Origin of the sequence: Streptomyces sp. CB02009 (assembly GCF_001905825.1) — a bacterium.
GTDB lineage: Bacteria > Actinomycetota > Actinomycetes > Streptomycetales > Streptomycetaceae > Streptomyces.
The window spans coordinates 235,460-254,599 of record NZ_LIVV01000005.1 but is presented as its reverse complement, the minus strand read 5'-3'; the positions used below and the strand labels follow the sequence as shown (position 1 = coordinate 254,599).

The window sequence follows — 19,140 nt, the reverse complement described above, 5'->3', positions numbered from 1 at the left end:
AAGCCTGTCGAACCGAGATTCTTTCCCCTAACGGGCTGAACTTTTTGTGATCAACGGGCAGTTGACCTCTCCGGAGGCCTACCCTTCAAAGGGTGAACCAGTTGAAGTCCCGTGAGCCAGGCTCCGTCACTCTGCCCGGAACGCTGTCCGAACCCCTGCGTGTGGAACTGATCGCCTTCCGCAGGGACTTGCACATGCACCCGGAGCTGGGGAACCAGGAGTTCCGTACGACCGCCGCGCTCAAGGCCCGCCTGGAGGCGGCCGGCCTCGCGCCGAAGGTCCTTCCTGGCGGCACCGGGCTCATCTGCGACATCGGCACCCCGGACCCCGCGCGGCCGATGCTCGCGATCCGCGCCGACCTCGACGCGCTGCCCATCCCCGACGTCAAGACCGTCGCCTACCACTCCACCGTGGCCAACCGCGCCCACGCCTGCGGACACGACGTCCACACCACCACGGTCCTCGGCGCCGGTCTCGTCCTCGCCGAGCTCGACCGGCAGGGCCTCCTCCCGGCCGCCGTGCGGCTGCTCTTCCAGCCCGCCGAGGAGGTCCTCCCCGGCGGCGCCGCCGACGCGATCGAGGCCGGCGTCCTGGACGGGGTCGGCCGGATCATCGCCGTGCACTGCGACCCCCGGGTGGACGCCGGGAAGATCGGGCTCCGCACCGGCCCCATCACCTCCGCCTGCGACCGGCTGGAGATCACGCTGGACGGGCCCGGCGGCCACACCGCCCGCCCGCACCTCACCACCGACCTCGTCACCGCCGCGGCCCGGGTCGCCGTCGACGTCCCCGCCGTCCTGTCCCGCCGCGTCGACGCCCGCTCGGGCCTCTCGGTCACCTGGGGCCGTATCGAGTCCGGCCACGCCTGCAACGTCATCCCGCAGCACGCCGAGCTCTCCGGCACCGTCCGCTGCCTCGACCTGCCCACCTGGCGGGAGGCGCCCGACCTGGTGCACGCGGCCGTCGACGAGATCGCGACCCTGCACCGGGCCAAGTCGACCGTCACCTACGTGCGCGGTGTGCCGCCGGTCGTCAACGACGCGGCCGTCACCGAGCTGCTGCAGGACGCGATGACCGCCCGTCGCGGACCGTATGCGATCGAGGACACCGAGCAGAGCCTCGGCGGCGAGGACTTCTCCTGGTATCTGGAGCACGTGCCGGGCGCGATGGCCCGCCTCGGCGTCCGCACCCCCGGCGACACCCGGGTGCGCGACCTCCACGCCGGCGACTTCGACGTGGACGAGCGCTGCATCGGGGTCGCGGTGGAGCTCTTCACGGCGGCGGCCCTGCTCGACGCGGCACCAAAGCACTGATTTCAGGCCAAACGGCAGCCGTGATTCCGGCCGGACGGATCGTTGATCCGTCCGGCCCACCGGTGTCCCCCCTTCGGCCCAACAGCCCGGCGTGGCGCCCCGGGACCCCCTTCCCGGCGCCCGGACCCGCAGATATAACCGGCGGTACCGGGCCGAACGCCCCCGGTCGCCTCGACTGGCCGGTTCGCGACGATCCGATAACGACTCATGAACGGGTCTTTAACTGACATCTACGCGCGTTACGATCGCCGCGAAACCAGCGCCGGAAGAGGCGCTTTCGGTCAGTCTTGAAGGGACCCTCCTCTTGCGCCGGATCACCAGGATCACGACCGTGGGCATCGCCTCCGCGGCGCTCGCCCTCTCCGCCACCGCGTGTGGCAAGTCTTCGACGGACTCGGGCTCCAGCCCGAGCTCGAGCGCGAAGGCCACCAAGGCCGCCATCGCGTACGACATCGGCGGCCGCGGCGACCAGTCCTTCAACGACGCCGCCTACGCGGGCCTCAAGAAGGCCGAGGACGAGCTCGGCGTCAAGGGCGCCGAGGCCGAGCCCTCCGAGGGCGAGGGCGACGCCGACAAGGTGCAGCGCCTGACCGCGCTCGCCCGCGCCGGGAACAACCCGGTCATCGGTGTCGGCTTCGCCTACGCCCCGGCCATCGAGAAGGTCGCCAAGGCCTACCCGAAGACCACCTTCGGCCTCATCGACGACACGTCGAAGACCGGCCCGAACATCGCCAACCTCGTCTTCAACGAGGAGCAGGGCTCCTACCTGGCCGGCGTCGCCGCCGCCAAGGCGTCCAAGACCGGCACGGTCGGCTTCATCGGCGGTGTCGAGGTTCCGCTGATCAAGAAGTTCGAGGCGGGCTTCGCGCAGGGCGTCAAGGACACCAACCCCAAGGCGAAGGTGCTCGTCCAGTACCTGACCCAGCCGCCGAACTTCGACGGCTTCTCGAAGCCCGACCTCGGCAAGGCCGCCGCGGAGGGCCAGCTCGACAAGGGCGCCGACGTGATCTACGCCGCCGCCGGTCTGGCCGGCTCCGGTGCGATCGAGGCCGCCTCCGCCGCCGGCAAGTGGGCGATCGGTGTCGACTCCGACCAGTACAACCAGCCGGGTCTGGCCTCCTACAAGGACGCCATCCTGACCTCGGTCACCAAGGACGTCTCCGACTCCGTCTTCAACGTGATCAAGTCGGTCCAGGACGGCAAGCCGCAGTCCGGTGAGGTCCGCTACGGCCTCGCCACGGACGGTGTCGCGCTCGCCGACTCCAACCCGAAGTACAAGCAGATGACGGACCTCATCGCCGCGGTGGACAAGGCGAAGAAGGACATCATCGACGGCAAGATCACGGTCAAGACCGCTCCGTAAGGCGCACTGGTCAACGACCCAAGGCCCGGCAGCGGTGGCACCCCCACCGTTGCCGGGCCCCCTTCCCGTACGGGTTTTCAATTTTCGGCAGCGCTACGCGTGTAGATGTCTCCCTGGCACGATAACTTCACCCCGCCCTGCCCTCCCGCTCCCACTCCTTCCGGCCAAGGAGAGTGCGTCATCAACGCGTCCAGCCCCCCTGCCGTAGAACTGCACGGCATCACCAAGCGATTCCCCGGCGTCGTCGCCAACAAGGACATCGCCATCACGGTCCGCAAGGGCACCGTGCACGCCCTCATCGGCGAGAACGGTGCCGGCAAGTCGACCCTCATGAAGATCCTCTACGGCATGCAGAAGCCGGACGAGGGCACCATCGCGGTCGACGGCCAGCAGGTCACCTTCTCCAGCCCCGGTGACGCCATCGCGCGCGGCATCGGCATGGTGCACCAGCACTTCATGCTCGCCGACAACCTCACCGTCCTGGAGAACGTCGTCCTCGGCGGCGAGAAGCTCTACGGCATCGGCGCCAAGGCGCGGAAGAAGATCCGCGAGATCTCCGACGCGTACGGCCTCGGGGTGCGCCCCGACGTCCTCGTCGAGGACCTCGGCGTCGCCGACCGTCAGCGGGTGGAGATCCTCAAGGTCCTCTACCGCGGCGCCAAGATCCTCATCCTCGACGAGCCGACCGCGGTGCTCGTACCGCAGGAGGTCGACGCGCTCTTCGACAACCTGCGCGAGCTCAAGGCCGAGGGCCTGACCGTCATCTTCATCTCGCACAAGCTGGGCGAGGTCCTGAAGGTCGCCGACGACATCACCGTCATCCGCCGGGGCACCACCGTCGGCACCGCCGACCCGAAGACCGCCACCACCAAGCAGCTCGCCGAGCTGATGGTCGGCAGCGAGCTGCCCTCGCCGGAGACCCGCGAGTCGACGGTCACCACCGTCCCGATGCTCCAGGTCAGCAACCTGACGCTGACCGAGGCCGGCGCCGTCGCCGCCGCCCCGCTGACCAGCGCCGCCCCACCGGACCCGGCGAAGACCGTCGTCGTGCTGGAGGAGACGGCCGAGGGCCGCAAGCTCCTCGACGACATCTCCCTCACGATCCACAAGGGCGAGATCCTCGGCATCGCCGGTGTCGAGGGCAACGGCCAGACCGAGCTCATCGAGACCCTCATGGGCATGGCCACCCCCGACGCGGGCGTCATCACCCTCGACGGCGTCGACATCTCCAAGGTCTCGGTGCGCAAGCGCCGCGAGGGCGGCATCGGCTACATCCCCGAGGACCGCCACCGCCACGGCCTGCTCCTCGAAGCGCCGCTCTGGGAGAACCGCATCCTCGGCCACGTCACCGAGGAGCCCAACTCCAAGCGCGGCGTCCTCGACCCGAAGGCGGCCCGCAAGGACACCGAGCGGATCGTCCGCGAGTACGACGTGCGCACCCCCGGCATCGACGTCACCGCGGCCTCCCTCTCCGGCGGCAACCAGCAGAAGCTGATCGTCGGCCGCGAGATGAGCCACGCGCCCAAGTTCCTGATCGCCGCCCACCCCACCCGCGGTGTGGACGTCGGCGCGCAGGCGCAGATCTGGGACGCGATCCGGGACGCCCGCCGCGAGGGTCTCGCGGTGCTGCTGATCTCCGCCGACCTCGACGAGCTGATCGGTCTCTCCGACACCCTCCGGGTCATGTACCGCGGCAAGCTCGTCGCGGACGCCGACCCCGCCACCATCACGCCCGAGCAGCTCGGCTCCGCCATGACCGGCGCGGCCGGCGGCCAGCTCGAAGGCGCAGAGCAGCCCGAAGACGGTGACGCCCGATGATGAAGTTCGACAAGGACAAGTTGATCCTGGGCGCGGCGGGACCGGTGCTCGCCCTGGTCACCTCGTTCGTGCTCACCGTCCTGGTGCTGCTGGCGACGGGTCTCGACCCGATCGAGCCGATCACGCTGATGATCGACAACGCCGCGTTCGCCGACATCCAGGTCCTGATCGTCAACCAGACGGGGATCTACTACCTGGCGGCCCTGGCTGTGGCCATCGGCTTCCGGATGAACCTCTTCAACATCGGTGTCGACGGCCAGTACCGGCTCGCCGCGATGGTCTCGGCGCTCGTCGGCGCCTCCATCGAGCTGCCCGGCCCGCTGCACATCCTCGTGATCGTGCTCGTCGCGATGTTCACCGGCGCCTTCTGGGCCGGTATCGCCGGCATCCTGAAGACCACCCGCGGTGTCTCCGAGGTCGTCTCGACGATCATGCTGAACGCCATCGCGACCTCGCTGGTGGCCTGGCTGATCCTGCCGAAGAACTTCGGCGTCCAGCCGGAGGGCTCGAACAACCTCACCACCGGTGAGATCTCCGAGTCCGGCTGGTTCCCCGGCATCGACATGGGCGAGGGCAACGGAGTCATCTACGGCTTCACGTTCGTCGCGCTCGCCCTCGGCGTCGTCTACTGGTTCGTCCTCAACCGCACCCGGTTCGGCTTCGACCTGCGCGCCACCGGCGCCAGCGAGTCCGCCGCCCAGGCCAGCGGCGTCGACGCCAAGAAGATGATCCTCACCTCGATGCTGCTCTCGGGCGCGCTGGCCGGTCTGGCCGGCATGCCGACGCTGCTCGGCGAGTCCCACACGTACAGCCTCGATTTCCCCGTCGGTGTCGGCTTCACCGCCATCACCATCGCGCTGCTCGGCCGGAACCACCCGGTCGGCATCTTCTTCGCGGCCCTGCTCTTCGCGTTCCTCGACAAGGCCTCCTCGTCGCTGGACACCGAGGGCTACCCGAAGGAGATCACCAAGATCATGCAGGGCATCATCGTGATCGCCGTGGTCGTCTCCTACGAGCTCGTCCGCCGTTACGGCCTCCGCCGCCAGCAGCAGAAGGTCGGCGAGGAACTCGCCGCCGGCGGCGCCATCAAGACCGACAAGGAGGTCTCGGCATGAGCACCGGCACTGTCACGAAGCCGAGCGCCGCGCCCAAGGGCGGCGGACGCCGCAAGCTCACCCTGCCGTGGATCCTGCTGATCGTCGCGGCCGCTCTTCTGCTCTTCTCCTTCGTCCGGGCCGTCTCCGGGGCCAACGACCTCACCTCGGTGGGCCAGGTCTCCGGTGCGCTCAAGCTCGCCGTGCCGATCGGCCTCGCCGGTCTCGGCGGTCTGTGGGCCGAGCGCGCGGGCGTCGTCAACATCGGCCTCGAAGGCATGATGGTGCTCGGCACCTGGTTCGGCGCCTGGGCCGGCTACCAGTGGGGCCCCTGGACGGGCGTCCTGGTCGGCCTCCTCGGCGGCGCGCTCGGCGGTCTGCTGCACGCGATCATCACCGTCACGTTCAACGTGAACCACATCGTCTCCGGTGTGGCGATCAACATCCTCGCGGTCGGCTTCACCCAGTACCTGTCGAACTTCACGTTCGCCGAGGCCGAGGGCGGCTCCTCCAAGCAGTCCCCGCGCATCGACCAGATCTACGAGATCACCGTTCCGGGGCTCTCGGACTGGTTCACCGACCTGCAGGCCAAGCACTGGTTCTTCATCTCCGACCTGGCCGGCATCCTCGGCGGCCTCGTCACCAATCTGTCGCTGCTCACGGTCGTCGCCATCCTGCTGATCCCGGCCACCTGGTGGCTGCTCTGGCGCACCGCCTTCGGCCTGCGCCTGCGCTCCTGCGGTGAGAACCCGGTCGCGGCCGAGTCCCTCGGCGTGAACGTCTACAAGTACAAGTACATCGCCGTCACCGTCTCCGGCGCCCTCGCCGGCCTCGGCGGCGCGTTCCTGGCGATCGTCTCCACCGGCATCTACCAGGAGGGCCAGACCGGCGGCCGCGGCTACATCGGTCTCGCCGCGATGATCTTCGGCAACTGGATGCCCGGCGGCATGGCGCTCGGCGCGGGCCTCTTCGGCTTCACCGACAGCCTCAAGCTCCGCGGCGGCGCCGAGAACGTCCACGCGCTGCTGCTGCTGGTCGCCGTGCTGCTGCTGATCGCCGCCGTGTGGCAGCTGTACAAGAAGAAGTACGTGGCCGGCGTGATCTCCGCGGTCTTCTCCGGCGGCTTCTTCCTCTGGTACGCGCTGACCGACGAGGTCCCGAGCCAGTTCGTCGACGCGGCGCCGTACATCACCACCCTGCTCGTGCTCGCCCTCTCGGCGCAGCGCCTGCGCATGCCGAAGGCGGACGGCCTGCCGTACCGCAAGGGCCAGGGCAAGTGACGACGGCCCTCTCCGAGGCCGACTGGGAGGCCCTGCGGGTCACGGCGCGCGAGGCCATGGCCCGTGCGTACGCCCCGTACTCGGGCTTCCCGGTCGGCGCGGCGGCCCGCGTCGAGGACGGGCGGACGGTCTCCGGCTGCAACGTGGAGAACGCCTCGTACGGCCTCAGCCTGTGCGCCGAGTGCGGACTCGTCTCGGAGCTCCAGGCGACCGGCGGCGGACGCCTCACGCACTTCGTGTGCGTGGACGGCCACGGCGAGAGCCTGGTGCCGTGCGGCCGCTGCCGGCAGCTGCTGTACGAGTTCGGGGGACCCGAGCTCGTCCTGGAGACGCCCGCCGGGTTCCTGACCCTCGCCGAGATGCTGCCGCAGGCATTCGGCCCGGACCACCTCGCGAAGTAAACCTCGGAGCGGCCCTTCCGGCACGATGGGAAGGGCCGCTCCTCCTTTCCCCCTCTATGCGCGTAGAAAGAGGCACCACCATGGACGTCATCTCCGTCATCCGCACGAAGCGGGACAAGGGCGAGCTGAGCCCGGAGCAGATCGACTGGGTCATCGACGCCTACACCCGCGGTGCGGTCGCCGACGAGCAGATGTCCGCCCTGGCCATGGCCATCCTGCTGAACGGCATGAACCGCGCGGAGATCGCCCGCTGGACGGCGGCGATGATCGCGAGCGGCGAGCGCATGGAGTTCTCCTCCCTCTCGCGCCCGACCGCCGACAAGCACTCCACCGGCGGCGTCGGTGACAAGATCACCCTCCCGCTCGCCCCGCTCGTCGCCGCCTGCGGCGCGGCCGTCCCGCAGCTCTCCGGCCGCGGCCTCGGCCACACCGGCGGCACGCTCGACAAGCTGGAGTCCATCCCGGGCTGGCGCGCGCTGCTCTCCAACGAGGAGATGCTGCACGTCCTCGACACCACCGGCGCGGTCATCTGCGCGGCGGGCGACGGCCTGGCCCCGGCGGACAAGAAGCTGTACGCGCTCCGCGACGTCACGGGCACCGTGGAGGCGATCCCGCTGATCGCCTCCTCGATCATGTCGAAGAAGATCGCCGAGGGCACCGGCTCCCTGGTCCTCGACGTCAAGGTCGGCACCGGCGCCTTCATGAAGAACATCGAGGACGCCCGCGAGCTCGCCTCCACGATGGTCGGCCTCGGCACCGACAGCGGCGTGAAGACGGTCGCGCTGCTCACCGACATGTCCACCCCGCTCGGCCTCACCGCGGGCAACGCCCTGGAGGTCCGCGAGTCGGTCGAGGTCCTCGCCGGCGGCGGCCCGGCGGACGTCGTCGAGCTGACGATCGCGCTGGCCCGCGAGATGCTCGCCGCGGCCGGCATCAAGGACGCGGACCCGGCGAAGGCGCTGGCCGACGGCTCGGCGATGGACCACTGGCGCCGGATGATCGCGGCGCAGGGCGGCGACCCGGACGCGGCCCTCCCGGTCGCCCGCGAGCAGCACGTCGTCACGGCCCCGTCCTCCGGTGTCCTGACCCGCCTCGACGCCTACGACATCGGCATCGCCGCCTGGCGCCTGGGCGCGGGCCGCGCCCGGAAGGAGGACCCGGTGCAGGCCGGCGCGGGCGTCGAGATCCACGCCAAGCCGGGCGACACGGTGACGGCGGGCCAGCCGCTGGTGACCCTCCACACGGACACCCCGGAGAAGTTCGACTACGCGCTGCAGTCCCTGGGTTCGGCCTGGGACATCGCGGCGCCGGGCACGGAGTTCACCCCGAACCCGATCGTCCTGGACCGCATCGCGTAGTGACCTGATCGCCGCTGGCATGTGCCAGTGACACCTTCGGGTGAACGGGACCGGTGGACCCCCGCCGGTCCCGTTCGGCATGCTGGGATCGGTGACGCACCGATAGAGGAGACCGCCATGAGCGCACTCACCGTCGACCACTCGTCTTATGACCACGGGTGGGACGACCTCGTCCGGATCTGGGAGGAGACGGACGCACCCGAGGGCTGCAAGGTGGAGATCATCGAGGGGATCATCACCGTGTCACCGTCACCGGCCAGCCGTCACAACTCCATCGCCTCGCGAGTGCATCGTCGGCTGGTTCTCGGCATTCCGGAAGAGTGGGGCGTGGTGCAGACGCTAGCGATCGCCGTGCCTGCGCGCAGGGGCATGTTCGTTCCGGACCTCGCCGTTCTTCCCTTCGCGGTGCTCGATGGACCCGGACAGTACGTGGCAGCCGATGCCGTCGAGCTCGTTGCCGAGGTCACCTCGCCCTCGAACGCGAACCACGATCGCATCAGCAAGGCCGCCGGGTACGCCGCTGCCGGCATCCCGCTCTACCTGTTGATCGACTCATTCGCGTCCGGCGGCCCCACCGTGACCCTCTACGGAGAGCCGAAGGGGGACGTCTACCGAGTCCTCCGTGCCGTGCCGTTCGGGGAGGAGATCCACCTCCCCGCCCCCTTCGACCTCGCCCTCGACACGGCGGAGTTCCCGGTCAGCTGAGCCCTGCCCCCAGCAGCCCCCTCAGCTCCCGCATGTCCTCGAAGACCACCGTCCCCGGGCCGGTCAGCCGAGCCGCCGGCGTCAGGCCGCCGGTGTAGCCGAAGGCGCGCATCCCGGCCGCCCGGGCCGCCCGGACTCCGTACGGGCTGTCCTCGACCACCGCGCAGCGCTCCGGCGCGACGCCCATCGCGGCCGCCGCGTGCAGGAAGAGGTCAGGGGCCGGCTTGCCCCGGGCCACGTCGCGGGCGCTGAACATCCGGCCCTCGAAGCGGTCCAGGAGGCCCGCGCGGCCGAGGTTCTTCCGGATGGAGGCGTGGCTGCCGTTGGAGGCGAGGCAGTACGGGACGGCCAGCGCGTCCAGGACGTCCGTGACGCCCTCCACGGCCGTCAGCTCCGCGTCCAGGGCGTCCTCGTACCGCTGTGTGAAGGGCGCCTGCCAGCCGGGCTCCAGCGGGCGGCCCCGGCGCTCCTCCACGATCGCGGTGAGCATGTCGTGCGGGGAGCCGACGAAGTACTCGACCATCTCCGCCTCGGTGAACTCCGCCCCGAGGCTCGCGAACACCTCCCGGTCCACCCGGCAGTAGATCCGCTCGCTGTCCACCAGGACGCCGTCGCAGTCGAAGATCACCAGTTCGGCGGGCTCAAGAGTCATGATCCCGACCCTACGGCCGAAGCGATCACCGATGAGTTCCGGTCCGAGGGCCGGTCTCAAGCCGTGTGGACACCAGTCGACCGCTCGTCGTGACCCTGACCGCCCGCCCCACCGGGGACGAGGTGACGCGTCTCTGTGCCCGGCTCGGGGCCGCGCCGCCCGGGGACGTGGTCTGCGAGGTCGGCGCGCTCGCGCCGGCCGACCTCGCCGCCGTCGACGCCCTCGCCCGGCTGAAGCTCGCCGCCGGGCGCCGGGGGCACCGGATCCGGTTCCACGGAGCGGGGCCCGACCTGCGGGCCCTGCTCCTGCTCACCGGTCTCGGCGGAACCCTGGGCCTCTAGCCTCCAGGCATCCGGGTATCCAGGCATCCGGGTATATAGATAGCCAGGCATCCGGTTCCCGGGCCCTACGCCTCCAGTCGGGCCGGCAGGTCGAACAGCGGGAACCAGCGCTCGGTGTCCAGGAAGAAGTCCATTCCGGCGACCTTGCCGTCCCGCAGCTCCAGGACGATCAGCGCCCACGGGCTGAAGCCGCCCGCCGGGTCCGGGTGGTACTGGGCGAAGGCCGGCGAGCCGTTCGCCACGGTCGGCACCAGCTTGGAGCCCGCGCAGACCTCGCCGACGCCCAGCATCCAGCCGACGATGTCGTCGTGCCCCTGCAGCCAGAGGTCGTACGGCGGCATGGACATGGTCGCGTCCTCGTGGAGGAGCGCGGTCAGCGCCTTCATGTCGTAGCCCTCGAACGCGGCGACGTAGCGCTCCAGGAGCGCCTTCTGCTCCTCGTCGAGGGGGTTCGCGGTGTCGGAGGCGGCCGGCGCCTGCTCGGCCAGCGTCGCGCGGGCCCGCTGGAGGGCGCTGTTGACCGAGGCGACGGAGGTGTCGAGGAGCTCGGCGACCTCGCTCGCCTTCCAGGCCAGCACCTCGCGCAGGATCAGCACCGCCCGCTGCTTGGGCGGCAGGTGCTGGAGCGCGGCCACGAACGCGAGCCGCACGGTCTCCCGGGAGACGGCCGTCTCCGCCGGGTCGGCGACCGAGGGCAGCACCCGCCCGTCGGGGACGGGCTCCAGCCAGGTGATCTCGGGCTGCTTCACGAGCTGCGCCTGCGCGACCGGCGTCGGAGAGGTCAGGTCCATGGGCCGCGCCCTCCGGTTGCCCGCGTTCAGCGCGTCGAGGCAGACGTTGGTGGCGATCCGGTAGAGCCAGGACCGCAGGGAGGAGCGTCCTTCGAAGGAGTCGATGGCCTTCCAGGCCCGCACCATGGTGTCCTGCACCGCGTCCTCCGCCTCGAAGGAGGATCCGAGCATCCGGTAGCAGTAACCGGTCAGCTCCCGGCGGTACTTGTCCAGCTGGTCCGTCGTCGCGGCCGCGGCGTCGCTCATCGGGTCCACACCCCACTCACCCCTCGCCGGCACCCGTTCGGTGCCGGTGAGAGGGAAGCTACCGCAGCGGACTGACAGTCGGGGTCAGGTTCCCGGCTTGCGCCCGTAGACGAACACGTCGTCGCCGTTCTTGAGCAGGCCCCAGTACGCCTTGGCGTCCTTCGACGTCATGTTGACGCAGCCGCCCGAGCCCGGCGGGTTCCACATGGACTTCGTGGTCGAGTGGAACGCCTGGCCGCCGTCGAAGAACTGCGAGTACGGCATGGAGACGTGGTACAGCGTCGACCAGTGGTTGATGTTCCGCATGTAGATCTTCTTCGACCCGGTCCGGGTCTCGGTGCCGTCCTTGCCCGTGCGGACCGGAACGGGACCGTACTTGAGGCGCGAGCCGTCCTGGATCCAGCTGAGCTGGCGGGTGAGGTCGACGCAGGCGATCCGGCCCCTGTTGGTCGGACACTTGCGGTCCTTGTTCGGGTTGGACCCGGCCGCCTTCTGCTGGTTCATCGTGTTCATCGTGCGCCAGGTGATCGTCCCGGCGTACCCCGCGCTCGGGGTGATGCCGTGCTTCTTCTGGAAGGCCTGGATGGCCTTGCAGTCGGCGAGCGACTGGCGTCCGTCGGCCGTGCGGCCGAGGAACTTCTCCACCTGCTTCTGGTACGGGCCCGTCGTCACGTTGCAGGACGCCGCCTGCGCCGGAGCCGCACCGAGCGCGATCGTCATCGGCAGCACCAGTGAGGTGAGGCCCGCCGCGAGACCGGCTCGTCTGGCTATGCGCCCCGTGAATCTCTTCATGATCGTCAACTCCCCCTTGAGTCCTATCTGTCAGGACGTCCGGGGGAGCGACTCAGTTGCACGGGATCCGGCCGGAATCAGCAGGACGCGGCGAGCCGTCCCTGCCGTGCCTCCACGCGCGCGCTGTGGGTGCCGTACAGGGTCACCGAGACGACGCCGAGGACCGCGACGAGACCGATCAGGACGGTCCCGGCCCATCCGCCCGCGTGGAACGCGATCGCGCCGAGCGTGCCGCCCGCGCTGCTGCCCAGGTAGTACGCGGACTGGTAGAGCGCCGAGGCCTGGGCGCGGCCCGTGGTGGCCGTCCGGCTCACCGAGGAGGAGGCGACCGCGTGGCCCGCGAAGAAGCCGGCCGTGATCAGGACGAGGCCCGCGAGGACCGCAGGCAGCGCGTCGGAGAGCGAGAGGAGCAGGCCCGCGGCGGTGGTGGAGACCGCCAGGTAGAGCGCCCCGCGCCGGCCGAGCCGGCCGACGAGCCGGCCCGCGGCGGCGGAGGAGACCGTACCGACCAGGTAGATCAGGAAGATCGAGCCGATCACGCCCTGCGGCAGCGAGAACGGGGCCTCGACCAGGCGGTAGCCGATCACGGTGTACACCGCGCCGAACACCGTCATGAACAGGGCGCCGATCGCGTACAGCCGCATCAGCAGCGGGTCCGCGAGGTGCGTCCGCACGGTCCGGGCCAGCGCCTTCGGGTTGAGGGTGCCGGGCGTGAAGTGCCGCGCCTTCGGCAGCAGCGCCCGGAAGGCCAGCGCGCACAGCAGGGACGTCAGGCCGACGGCGGCCAGACCCGCCCGCCAGCCCCACATCTGGGCCACCCAGCCGGTCACCAGACGGCCGCTCATGCCGCCGATCGAGTTGCCCGCCACGAAGAGGCCGATCGCGGCGATCAGCGCCTTGGGCCGGACCTCCTCGGCGAGGAAGGCCATCGCGGAGGCCGGAAGGCCGGCGAGCGCGGCGCCCTGGATCGCGCGGAGGGCGATCAGGGACTCCAGGTTGGGGGCGAGCGGCACGAGGAGCGCGATGCCGACCGAGACCGACAGGGAGGCGATCATCATCGTGCGCCGGCCGAAGCGCTCCGACAGGGCGCTGAGCGGGATCACACACAGGGCGAGGGCGCCGGTCGCGGCCGAGACCGTCCAGGAGGCGGCGGAGGCGGTGGCGCCGAACTCGGCCGAGATGGCCGGGAGGAGGGCCTGCGTGGAGTAGAGGAGCGCGAAGGCGGCGAGGCCGGCGGCGAAGAGCGCGAGGCTCAGCCGGCGGTAGCCGGGGGCGCCGGGAGCGAGGCGGGTGTCGGCGGGGGCGGGGCGGGTGTCGGCGGACGCGTGGGTGGCGGCCGCCTGGGTACTGGCGGGAGGCATGTCTCGAACGTAGGACGCCCCGCTTCATGCGTCCAATGCACGGAACTGCTGTAATCGTTCCCATGGTGCATGAGTACGGGTCACAGCCTCGCCTGTCACCGAACAGTAACGAAGAAGACATGGGACTGCTGCTCGCCCCGCGGCTCGCGTACTTCGCCGCGGTCGCCCGGCACGAGCACGTGACCAGGGCCGCGGCCGAGATGGGCGTCCCGCAGTCCACGCTCTCCCGCGCGATGGTCCGGCTCGAACAGGACCTCGGCGTCACCCTCTTCGCCCGCCGCGGCCGCACGGTCTCCCTCACCCCCGCCGGGCGCCGCTTCCTCACCGCCGCCGAACGGGCCCTCGCCGAGGTGGAGCGGGCCGCCGACACCGTACGGGCCGACGCCGACCCCACCGCGGGCCGGGTCGCCTTCGGCTTCCTCCACACCATGGGCTCCGAGACCGTCCCCGGCCTCATCCGCGCCTTCCGCGTCGACCACCCGGGGATCCGCTTCACCCTCGTCCAGAACTACGGCGAAGCCATGATCGAACGGCTCCGGGCCGGCGACCTCGACCTCTGCCTGACCTCGCCGGTGCCCGACGCCCCCGACCTGGTCGCCCGGCGCCTCGACGAGCAGCGGCTCCGGCTCGTCGTCCCCGACGACCACCGGCTCGCGGGCCGCAAGCGCGTCCGCCTCGCCGAGGCCTCCGACGAGACCTTCGTGACTCTGGAACCGGGGTACGGGCTCCGCCGCATCACCGACGACCTGTGCGCGGAGGCCGGCTTCAAGCCCCGGATCGCCTTCGAGGGCGAGGAGGCCGAGACCCTGCGCGGCCTCGTCGCCGCCGGCCTCGGTGTCGCCCTGCTGCCCCCGCCGGCGGTGCCGCGCCCGGGCGTCGTCGAACTCACCGTCACCGCACCGCGCGCGGTCCGCGAGATCGGCGTCGCCTGGCTGGACGGCCACCCGGACACCGCCCCGGTGGCCGCCTTCAAGAAGTTCCTGCTCGGCAGGCGCGGCCATCTGCTCCCGAAGGAGCCCGCGGCGCCCCTGCTCCCGGCGGAGGCCGACGCGGTGGAGCCCTCACCTGCGGAGTGAGCCCCCGAAGCCCGCCGCGAGCGGCATCCGCAGGCCCAGCGGCGGGGGAGCGGCCATCGCGTCGGCGACCGGCCGGGCGACCGGCCGGGCGAAGAGCGCGCCGAGCACGAAGTCGGCGGCCAGGGCCCGCACCTCGTCCGCGTACTGCCGCAGCGCGTGACCGTCGGAGTGCACCTCGAACCGGCAGGTGTCACGGTTCGCCTTCTTCGCCCGCTCGGCGTACCGGAACGACAACTCCGGGTCCGTGCGGGCGTCGTTCGTGCCGTGCACGAGCAGCACCCGGCGGCCCACCAGCTGCCGTACGGCCTCCGGTTCCGCCGCCATGTCGTCCTCCGGCAGCCACGGGGCCAGCGCGAGGACCGCGCCGACCGCGCCGTGCCCGGCGGCCCGCAGCGCCGCCCGGCCGCCGAGGCCGTGGCCGACGAGGCAGACCGGGACGTCGCCGTAGCGCCGTACCGCCTCCGCGACGGCCCAGGAGGCGTCCGCGGCGAGGTTGGCGTCGGTGCCGTTCCAGCCGCGTCCGCGGTAGCGCACCACATGGGCGACGAGCCCCTCGGACCGGCCGGCCCGGACCAGGCCGCGCCCGAGCGGCAGCATCGCCGCGTGCGCCGGGACGGAGGCCCGCCGCCCCGACACCGGCTCGCCGTCCGGAAGGAGCAGCACCACGCCGCCCACCGCCGCCGACGTGCGGGAACCTCCAACAGGCCGACCGAGCCGGGGTCTCCGGGAGTCGGGCGGCCCCACGAGTGCGAAGTGCGCCATGACAGAACAGTCTCAGAAGGAGAGGTGTACGCCAGTCGTACGCGCGGTCTCTGTTACGTATCGCCCGGCGGGGCGCCCCCGTCCGGCCGGACTCAGTACGTGACGGTGATGCGCCGCGCGGGGCCGTCGACGCGGATCGGGCCGCCGCACGGGAGCACCAGCTGCGGGTCGGTGTGCCCGAAGTCGACGTCGAAGACCGCCATGGTCTGTGGCGCGTACTCGCCCAACGCCCTGAGCACCGCGTCGCGTTGGGCCTTCCGGTAGGCGGCCCGGGCCTCCGCGCCGAGGGGCTGCTCGAAGCTCCAGCTCTTGGCCCGGGCCATCAGGAGGGCCGGGAACTGCCGCAGCAGCCCGCGCTCTCCCATGTTCCGCAGGATCCGGTACACCTCGTCTGCGCCCGGCATCTCCTCGGAGGTCTCCAGGAAGAGCACCTGCCCGGCGTACTCCTCGACCGGCCGGATCTCCCGGTCGGCCATCAGCATCCAGGCCAGGATCTCCAGGCAGCCGCCCCAGCCGGTCCCGGTGACGACCCGGTCGGCCCGGTGCCAGAACCAGCCCTCGCCCGGCTCCATCACCGGTTCGCGCGCGAAGGTCTCCGGAACCTCCCACCGTCCGTTGACGTCGCCGACGTCCGCCGACGGCGTCAGCTCGTACGGGCCGGAGCCGAACAGCGCGGCCCGCAGGGAGTCCGCCGTCCGCGGGTGGAGCGCCCCGGGCCGGCCGAGCTCCACCATCACCGAGCCGCCGTGGTAGCTCACGACGCCGAGGTTGCGCAGGAGGAGCAGCAGGTTGGTGTTGTCGCTGTACCCGAAGAACGGCTTCGGGTGGGCGCGGATCAACTCCCGGTCCAGATGGGGGAGCACGGTGATCTGGTCCTCGCCGCCGATGGTGGCGATGACGGCCTTGATCTCCGGGTCGGCGAACGCGGCGTTCAGATCGGCGGCGCGGTCCCGGGGCGTCGAGCCCCAGGCGCGTGTGGTCGGGTACTCGACCGGGACCAGGCCGAACTCCCGCCGCAGCCGGTCGAGACCCAGCTCGTAGGGCATCGGGAGGAGCCCCGGCAGGCCGCTCGACGGGGAGACGACCGCGACCTTGTCGCCGGGCCGCGGCTTGGGCGGGTGCACAGGTGTCGGCATGCCGCTATCCCCTCTCGAAGGTGTGGACGGTGTCGACGACGACGAAGCCCTTCCGCCCGTACCAGCGGTGCGGCCACTTCTCCTTGTTCGCGCTCAGGAAGCGGAGGTCGCAGCCGGCCTCGGCCGCCAGGTGCAGCGCCGTGTCGAGGACCCTTCCGGCATGGCCACGCCCGAGGTGCGCCTCTGCGGTCACCAGGTCCTCGATCCGGGCGGTCCCGGCCGCCGGGTCGAGGTACAGGTCGACCCACGACGCCACCTCGCCGTCCTCGGTGTACGAGGCGAGGAACCGTACGTCGTCGGCGGCCCCCAGCCGGGCGCGCCGCCGCTCCACCAGCTGGTGGACCTCCTCGTCGGACACCCCCGGAGCGAACCGGTGCCAGGCCTCCGTGGCCGGCGCGCGCAGCTCCTCCAGGCCCACCTGCCGGGCCCCGCCGTGCGCCGGGACCGGACCGGTGTGCCGCATCAGGTACATGGCCGCGTGGCTGTAGCCGGCCCGCTCCAGCGGCCCGCGGGAGGCGGCCGCGACCTCGTCGTCGACGACGAACACGAGCCGGTGCGCGAGGTGGCCGAGCAGCTCCTCGGCCCGCGCGGGCAGGGCCTCGGGGTCGGTCGCGCCGTCGACCACCAGGTGGTTGTTGCCCCGGGAGTGCGTGTACCGGTCGTCGAGGGCGGCGAAGCCGCCGGGGAACGCGACGACCCGGTCCGCCTGACGTCGGTGGAAGCCGGAGAAGGACTCGTGGATGCGCCGCAGTTCGGCGTCGGGGATCGCGGAAGTCATGGGCCCACGCTAGGTGTTCGCGATTCCGGGCCGCACCTGAAAAACCCCGGGACGGACGCGGCGCCACGGGGCGCGCTCTACGCGCGTAGGGGCTAGAGTGCGGAAATGACGAGCCAGACCCCCAGCGTCCCCACCGCGGACCAGATCCGCCGTGCCCCGAAGGTGCTGCTCCACGACCACCTCGACGGTGGACTGCGCCCCGGCGCGATCATCGAACTCGCCCGGGAGCAGGGCTATCAGCAGCTCCCCGAGACGGAGCCCGACAAGCTCGGCATCTGGTTCCGCGAAGCCGCCGACTCCGGGTCCCTCGAGCGGTACCTGGAGACCTTCGCGCACACCTGCGCCGTCATGCAGACCCGTGACGCCCTCTTCCGCGTCGCCGCCGAGTGCGCCGTCGACCTCGCCGAGGACGGCGTCGTGTACGCGGAGGTGCGCTACGCCCCCGAGCAGCACCTGGAGGCCGGCCTCTCCCTGGAGGAGGTCGTCGAGGCCGTCAACGAGGGCTTCCGCGAGGGTGAGCGGCAGGCCAGGGCCAACGGGCACCGCATCCGGGTCGGCGCCCTGCTCACCGCGATGCGGCACGCCGCCCGCGCCCTGGAGATCGCCGAGCTCGCCAACCGGTACCGCGACACCGGCGTCGTCGGCTTCGACATCGCGGGCGCCGAGGCCGGCTACCCGCCCACCCGGCACCTCGACGCCTTCGAGTACCTCAAGCGGGAGAACAACCACTTCACGATCCACGCGGGCGAGGCCTTCGGGCTGCCGTCGATCTGGCAGGCGCTCCAGTGGTGCGGCGCCGACCGGCTCGGGCACGGTGTCCGGATCATCGACGACATCGAGGTCGCCGACGACGGCTCGGTGACCCTCGGCCGGCTCGCCGCCTACGTCCGCGACAAGCGGATCCCGCTGGAGATGTGCCCGTCCTCCAACCTCCAGACCGGTGCCGCGGCCTCGTTCGCCGAGCACCCCATCGGGCTGCTCCGCACGCTGCACTTCCGGGCCACGGTCAACACGGACAACCGGCTCATGAGCGGGACCAGCATGAGCCGCGAATTCGAGCTGCTGACCGAGGCATTCGATTACACGCTCGATGACATGCAGTGGTTCACGGTCAATGCGATGAAATCAGCGTTCATTCCTTTCGATGAACGCCTGGCCATGATCAATGAGGTCATCAAGCCCGGATACGCCGAGCTGAAGTCCGAATGGCTGTTCCAGCAGACCGCCACGACCAGCGACTCTTCCCGCCAGACCGGCTGAACACCACCCCGCGGAGGGGAACCGGGCGGCCGGGAGGAGTACGACACCCGGCCGCTTTCCGGTGTTTGCGGACAGGTCGATCACTGGTTAGGTTGCAGAGCCGCTCTGCATTCCCAGGATTTCCCCGTCCGGCTTTCCCGGAAGCCCCCGGATTCCCCAAGGAAGATTTTCAGATGAAGCAGTCTGCCGCCAAGAAGCTCGGTGTCGCCGCTCTCGGTGCCGCTTTCGCCGCTGCCGCCGCCGGCACGGCCTCCGCCGCGCCGTCCCTGCCGCTCAACGCCGACGCTGTGGGCACGGTGACCAAGGCCGTTCCGCTGGGTGACGACCTCACCACGCTCCCCGACGGCGCGGCCGAGTCCCTCGGTGCCGGCCAGGGCGCCCTCGGCCAGGGTCTCGACCAGGGCGTGAAGACCCTTCCGGCCGCCGCCGGGCAGGCCACCCAGAACCTCCCGCTCGACGCCGCCGCCGGCGGCCTCGGCGCCACCCCGCTGGGCGGCCTCCTCGGCGGCCTGCCGCTGGGCGCCGGCGGCCTGCCGATCGGCTGACCCCGGGGGCCGTACCCGGCTCTCCGTACGCCGAAGGGGCGCGCACCCGGTCTCCCGGGCACGCGCCC

General features: G+C 71.2%; 19 protein-coding genes. 12 read left to right on the top strand and 7 right to left on the bottom strand.

The window, feature by feature from the left end; all coding sequences use genetic code 11:
* Positions 1 to 92 precede the first annotated feature (92 nt).
* The 8 genes from AMK27_RS20625 to AMK27_RS20590 all read left to right on the top strand — a co-directional run bounded on the left by AMK27_RS20625 (position 93) and on the right by AMK27_RS20590 (position 9,332).
* Positions 93 to 1,313: an amidohydrolase gene (locus AMK27_RS20625; RefSeq protein WP_073910214.1), complete on the top strand. Its 1,221-nt coding sequence runs from the start codon at positions 93 to 95 to the stop codon at positions 1,311 to 1,313.
* Between the two features lie 304 nt (positions 1,314 to 1,617).
* A complete protein-coding gene (locus tag AMK27_RS20620; protein WP_073910211.1) occupies positions 1,618 to 2,676 on the top strand; it encodes a BMP family lipoprotein in 1,059 nt (352 codons plus the stop codon).
* Positions 2,677 to 2,781: 105 nt separating this feature from the next.
* A complete protein-coding gene (locus AMK27_RS20615) occupies positions 2,782 to 4,494 on the top strand; it encodes an ABC transporter ATP-binding protein (RefSeq protein WP_073910208.1) in 1,713 nt (570 codons plus the stop codon).
* Positions 4,491 to 5,609, top strand: coding sequence for an ABC transporter permease (locus tag AMK27_RS20610; protein WP_073910205.1), 1,119 nt, complete (start codon positions 4,491 to 4,493; stop codon positions 5,607 to 5,609). Before AMK27_RS20615 ends, AMK27_RS20610 begins: the two co-directional genes overlap by 4 nt.
* Complete coding sequence (locus tag AMK27_RS20605; RefSeq protein ID WP_073910202.1) at positions 5,606 to 6,868, top strand: ABC transporter permease; 1,263 nt, start codon at positions 5,606 to 5,608, stop codon at positions 6,866 to 6,868. The genes AMK27_RS20610 and AMK27_RS20605 overlap by 4 nt, the downstream gene beginning before the upstream one ends.
* Entirely contained in the window at positions 6,865 to 7,269 is a 405-nt protein-coding gene (locus AMK27_RS20600; RefSeq protein ID WP_073910199.1) for a cytidine deaminase, read from the top strand. The genes AMK27_RS20605 and AMK27_RS20600 overlap by 4 nt, the downstream gene beginning before the upstream one ends.
* A gap of 80 nt (positions 7,270 to 7,349) precedes the next feature.
* The gene (locus AMK27_RS20595; RefSeq protein WP_073910196.1) at positions 7,350 to 8,627 is read left to right on the top strand and encodes a thymidine phosphorylase; all 1,278 of its coding nucleotides are present in this window, start codon (positions 7,350 to 7,352) and stop codon (positions 8,625 to 8,627) included.
* A gap of 117 nt (positions 8,628 to 8,744) precedes the next feature.
* Positions 8,745 to 9,332: a Uma2 family endonuclease gene (locus tag AMK27_RS20590; protein WP_073910193.1), complete on the top strand. Its 588-nt coding sequence runs from the start codon at positions 8,745 to 8,747 to the stop codon at positions 9,330 to 9,332.
* Here the strand turns inward: AMK27_RS20590 and AMK27_RS20585 are convergent.
* Positions 9,325 to 9,984, bottom strand: a complete 660-nt coding sequence (locus AMK27_RS20585) for an HAD family hydrolase (RefSeq protein ID WP_079188541.1) — start codon at positions 9,982 to 9,984, stop codon at positions 9,325 to 9,327. The genes AMK27_RS20590 and AMK27_RS20585 overlap by 8 nt on opposite strands.
* A 65-nt stretch (positions 9,985 to 10,049) precedes the next feature.
* Between AMK27_RS20585 and AMK27_RS20580 the strand changes: the two genes are divergently transcribed.
* Complete coding sequence (locus tag AMK27_RS20580; RefSeq protein ID WP_073910186.1) at positions 10,050 to 10,325, top strand: STAS domain-containing protein; 276 nt, start codon at positions 10,050 to 10,052, stop codon at positions 10,323 to 10,325.
* Positions 10,326 to 10,390: 65 nt separating this feature from the next.
* Here AMK27_RS20580 and AMK27_RS20575 read toward each other — a convergent pair whose 3' ends face one another.
* The 3 genes from AMK27_RS20575 to AMK27_RS20565 all read right to left on the bottom strand — a co-directional run bounded on the left by AMK27_RS20575 (position 10,391) and on the right by AMK27_RS20565 (position 13,515).
* Positions 10,391 to 11,362, bottom strand: coding sequence for a sigma-70 family RNA polymerase sigma factor (locus AMK27_RS20575; protein ID WP_073911848.1), 972 nt, complete (start codon positions 11,360 to 11,362; stop codon positions 10,391 to 10,393).
* A gap of 84 nt (positions 11,363 to 11,446) precedes the next feature.
* A complete protein-coding gene (locus AMK27_RS20570; protein ID WP_073910183.1) occupies positions 11,447 to 12,154 on the bottom strand; it encodes a L,D-transpeptidase in 708 nt (235 codons plus the stop codon).
* A gap of 77 nt (positions 12,155 to 12,231) precedes the next feature.
* Positions 12,232 to 13,515: an MFS transporter gene (locus tag AMK27_RS20565; protein WP_073910180.1), complete on the bottom strand. Its 1,284-nt coding sequence runs from the start codon at positions 13,513 to 13,515 to the stop codon at positions 12,232 to 12,234.
* Between the two features lie 62 nt (positions 13,516 to 13,577).
* Between AMK27_RS20565 and AMK27_RS20560 the strand changes: the two genes are divergently transcribed.
* Positions 13,578 to 14,591, top strand: coding sequence for a LysR family transcriptional regulator (locus AMK27_RS20560; protein ID WP_241847564.1), 1,014 nt, complete (start codon positions 13,578 to 13,580; stop codon positions 14,589 to 14,591).
* On the opposite strand, the gene AMK27_RS20555 is transcribed toward AMK27_RS20560, so the two are convergent.
* From AMK27_RS20555 to AMK27_RS20545, 3 genes are all read right to left on the bottom strand, one after another.
* Positions 14,577 to 15,353, bottom strand: coding sequence for an alpha/beta hydrolase (locus AMK27_RS20555; protein WP_073910174.1), 777 nt, complete (start codon positions 15,351 to 15,353; stop codon positions 14,577 to 14,579). The genes AMK27_RS20560 and AMK27_RS20555 overlap by 15 nt on opposite strands.
* 92 nt (positions 15,354 to 15,445) lie before the next feature.
* On the bottom strand, positions 15,446 to 16,489 hold the full coding sequence (locus AMK27_RS20550; RefSeq protein ID WP_073910171.1) for a S66 family peptidase: 1,044 nt from the start codon (positions 16,487 to 16,489) through the stop codon (positions 15,446 to 15,448).
* Between the two features lie 4 nt (positions 16,490 to 16,493).
* A complete protein-coding gene (locus AMK27_RS20545; RefSeq protein WP_107425632.1) occupies positions 16,494 to 17,267 on the bottom strand; it encodes a GNAT family N-acetyltransferase in 774 nt (257 codons plus the stop codon).
* A 105-nt stretch (positions 17,268 to 17,372) separates the two neighbouring features.
* Here AMK27_RS20545 and AMK27_RS20540 point away from each other — a divergent pair, with 105 nt between their 5' ends.
* On the top strand, positions 17,373 to 18,527 hold the full coding sequence (locus AMK27_RS20540; protein ID WP_073910168.1) for an adenosine deaminase: 1,155 nt from the start codon (positions 17,373 to 17,375) through the stop codon (positions 18,525 to 18,527).
* 173 nt (positions 18,528 to 18,700) lie between these two features.
* On the top strand, positions 18,701 to 19,072 hold the full coding sequence (locus tag AMK27_RS20535; protein ID WP_073910165.1) for a hypothetical protein: 372 nt from the start codon (positions 18,701 to 18,703) through the stop codon (positions 19,070 to 19,072).
* Positions 19,073 to 19,140 lie beyond the last annotated feature (68 nt).

Coding starts and splice junctions, on each gene's coding strand:
- AMK27_RS20615 (WP_073910208.1), top strand. CDS start 2,782: ATGTCTCCCTGGCACGATAACTTCACCCCGCCCTGCCCTCCCGCTCCC.
- AMK27_RS20610 (WP_073910205.1), top strand. CDS start 4,491: ATGATGAAGTTCGACAAGGACAAGTTGATCCTGGGCGCGGCGGGACCG.
- AMK27_RS20605 (WP_073910202.1), top strand. CDS start 5,606: ATGAGCACCGGCACTGTCACGAAGCCGAGCGCCGCGCCCAAGGGCGGC.
- AMK27_RS20595 (WP_073910196.1), top strand. CDS start 7,350: ATGGACGTCATCTCCGTCATCCGCACGAAGCGGGACAAGGGCGAGCTG.
- AMK27_RS20590 (WP_073910193.1), top strand. CDS start 8,745: ATGAGCGCACTCACCGTCGACCACTCGTCTTATGACCACGGGTGGGAC.
- AMK27_RS20585 (WP_079188541.1), bottom strand. CDS start 9,984: ATGACTCTTGAGCCCGCCGAACTGGTGATCTTCGACTGCGACGGCGTC.
- AMK27_RS20575 (WP_073911848.1), bottom strand. CDS start 11,362: ATGAGCGACGCCGCGGCCGCGACGACGGACCAGCTGGACAAGTACCGC.
- AMK27_RS20570 (WP_073910183.1), bottom strand. CDS start 12,154: ATGAAGAGATTCACGGGGCGCATAGCCAGACGAGCCGGTCTCGCGGCG.
- AMK27_RS20565 (WP_073910180.1), bottom strand. CDS start 13,515: ATGCCTCCCGCCAGTACCCAGGCGGCCGCCACCCACGCGTCCGCCGAC.
- AMK27_RS20560 (WP_241847564.1), top strand. CDS start 13,578: ATGGTGCATGAGTACGGGTCACAGCCTCGCCTGTCACCGAACAGTAAC.
- AMK27_RS20555 (WP_073910174.1), bottom strand. CDS start 15,353: ATGGCGCACTTCGCACTCGTGGGGCCGCCCGACTCCCGGAGACCCCGG.
- AMK27_RS20550 (WP_073910171.1), bottom strand. CDS start 16,489: ATGCCGACACCTGTGCACCCGCCCAAGCCGCGGCCCGGCGACAAGGTC.
- AMK27_RS20545 (WP_107425632.1), bottom strand. CDS start 17,267: ATGACTTCCGCGATCCCCGACGCCGAACTGCGGCGCATCCACGAGTCC.
- AMK27_RS20540 (WP_073910168.1), top strand. CDS start 17,373: ATGACGAGCCAGACCCCCAGCGTCCCCACCGCGGACCAGATCCGCCGT.
- AMK27_RS20535 (WP_073910165.1), top strand. CDS start 18,701: ATGAAGCAGTCTGCCGCCAAGAAGCTCGGTGTCGCCGCTCTCGGTGCC.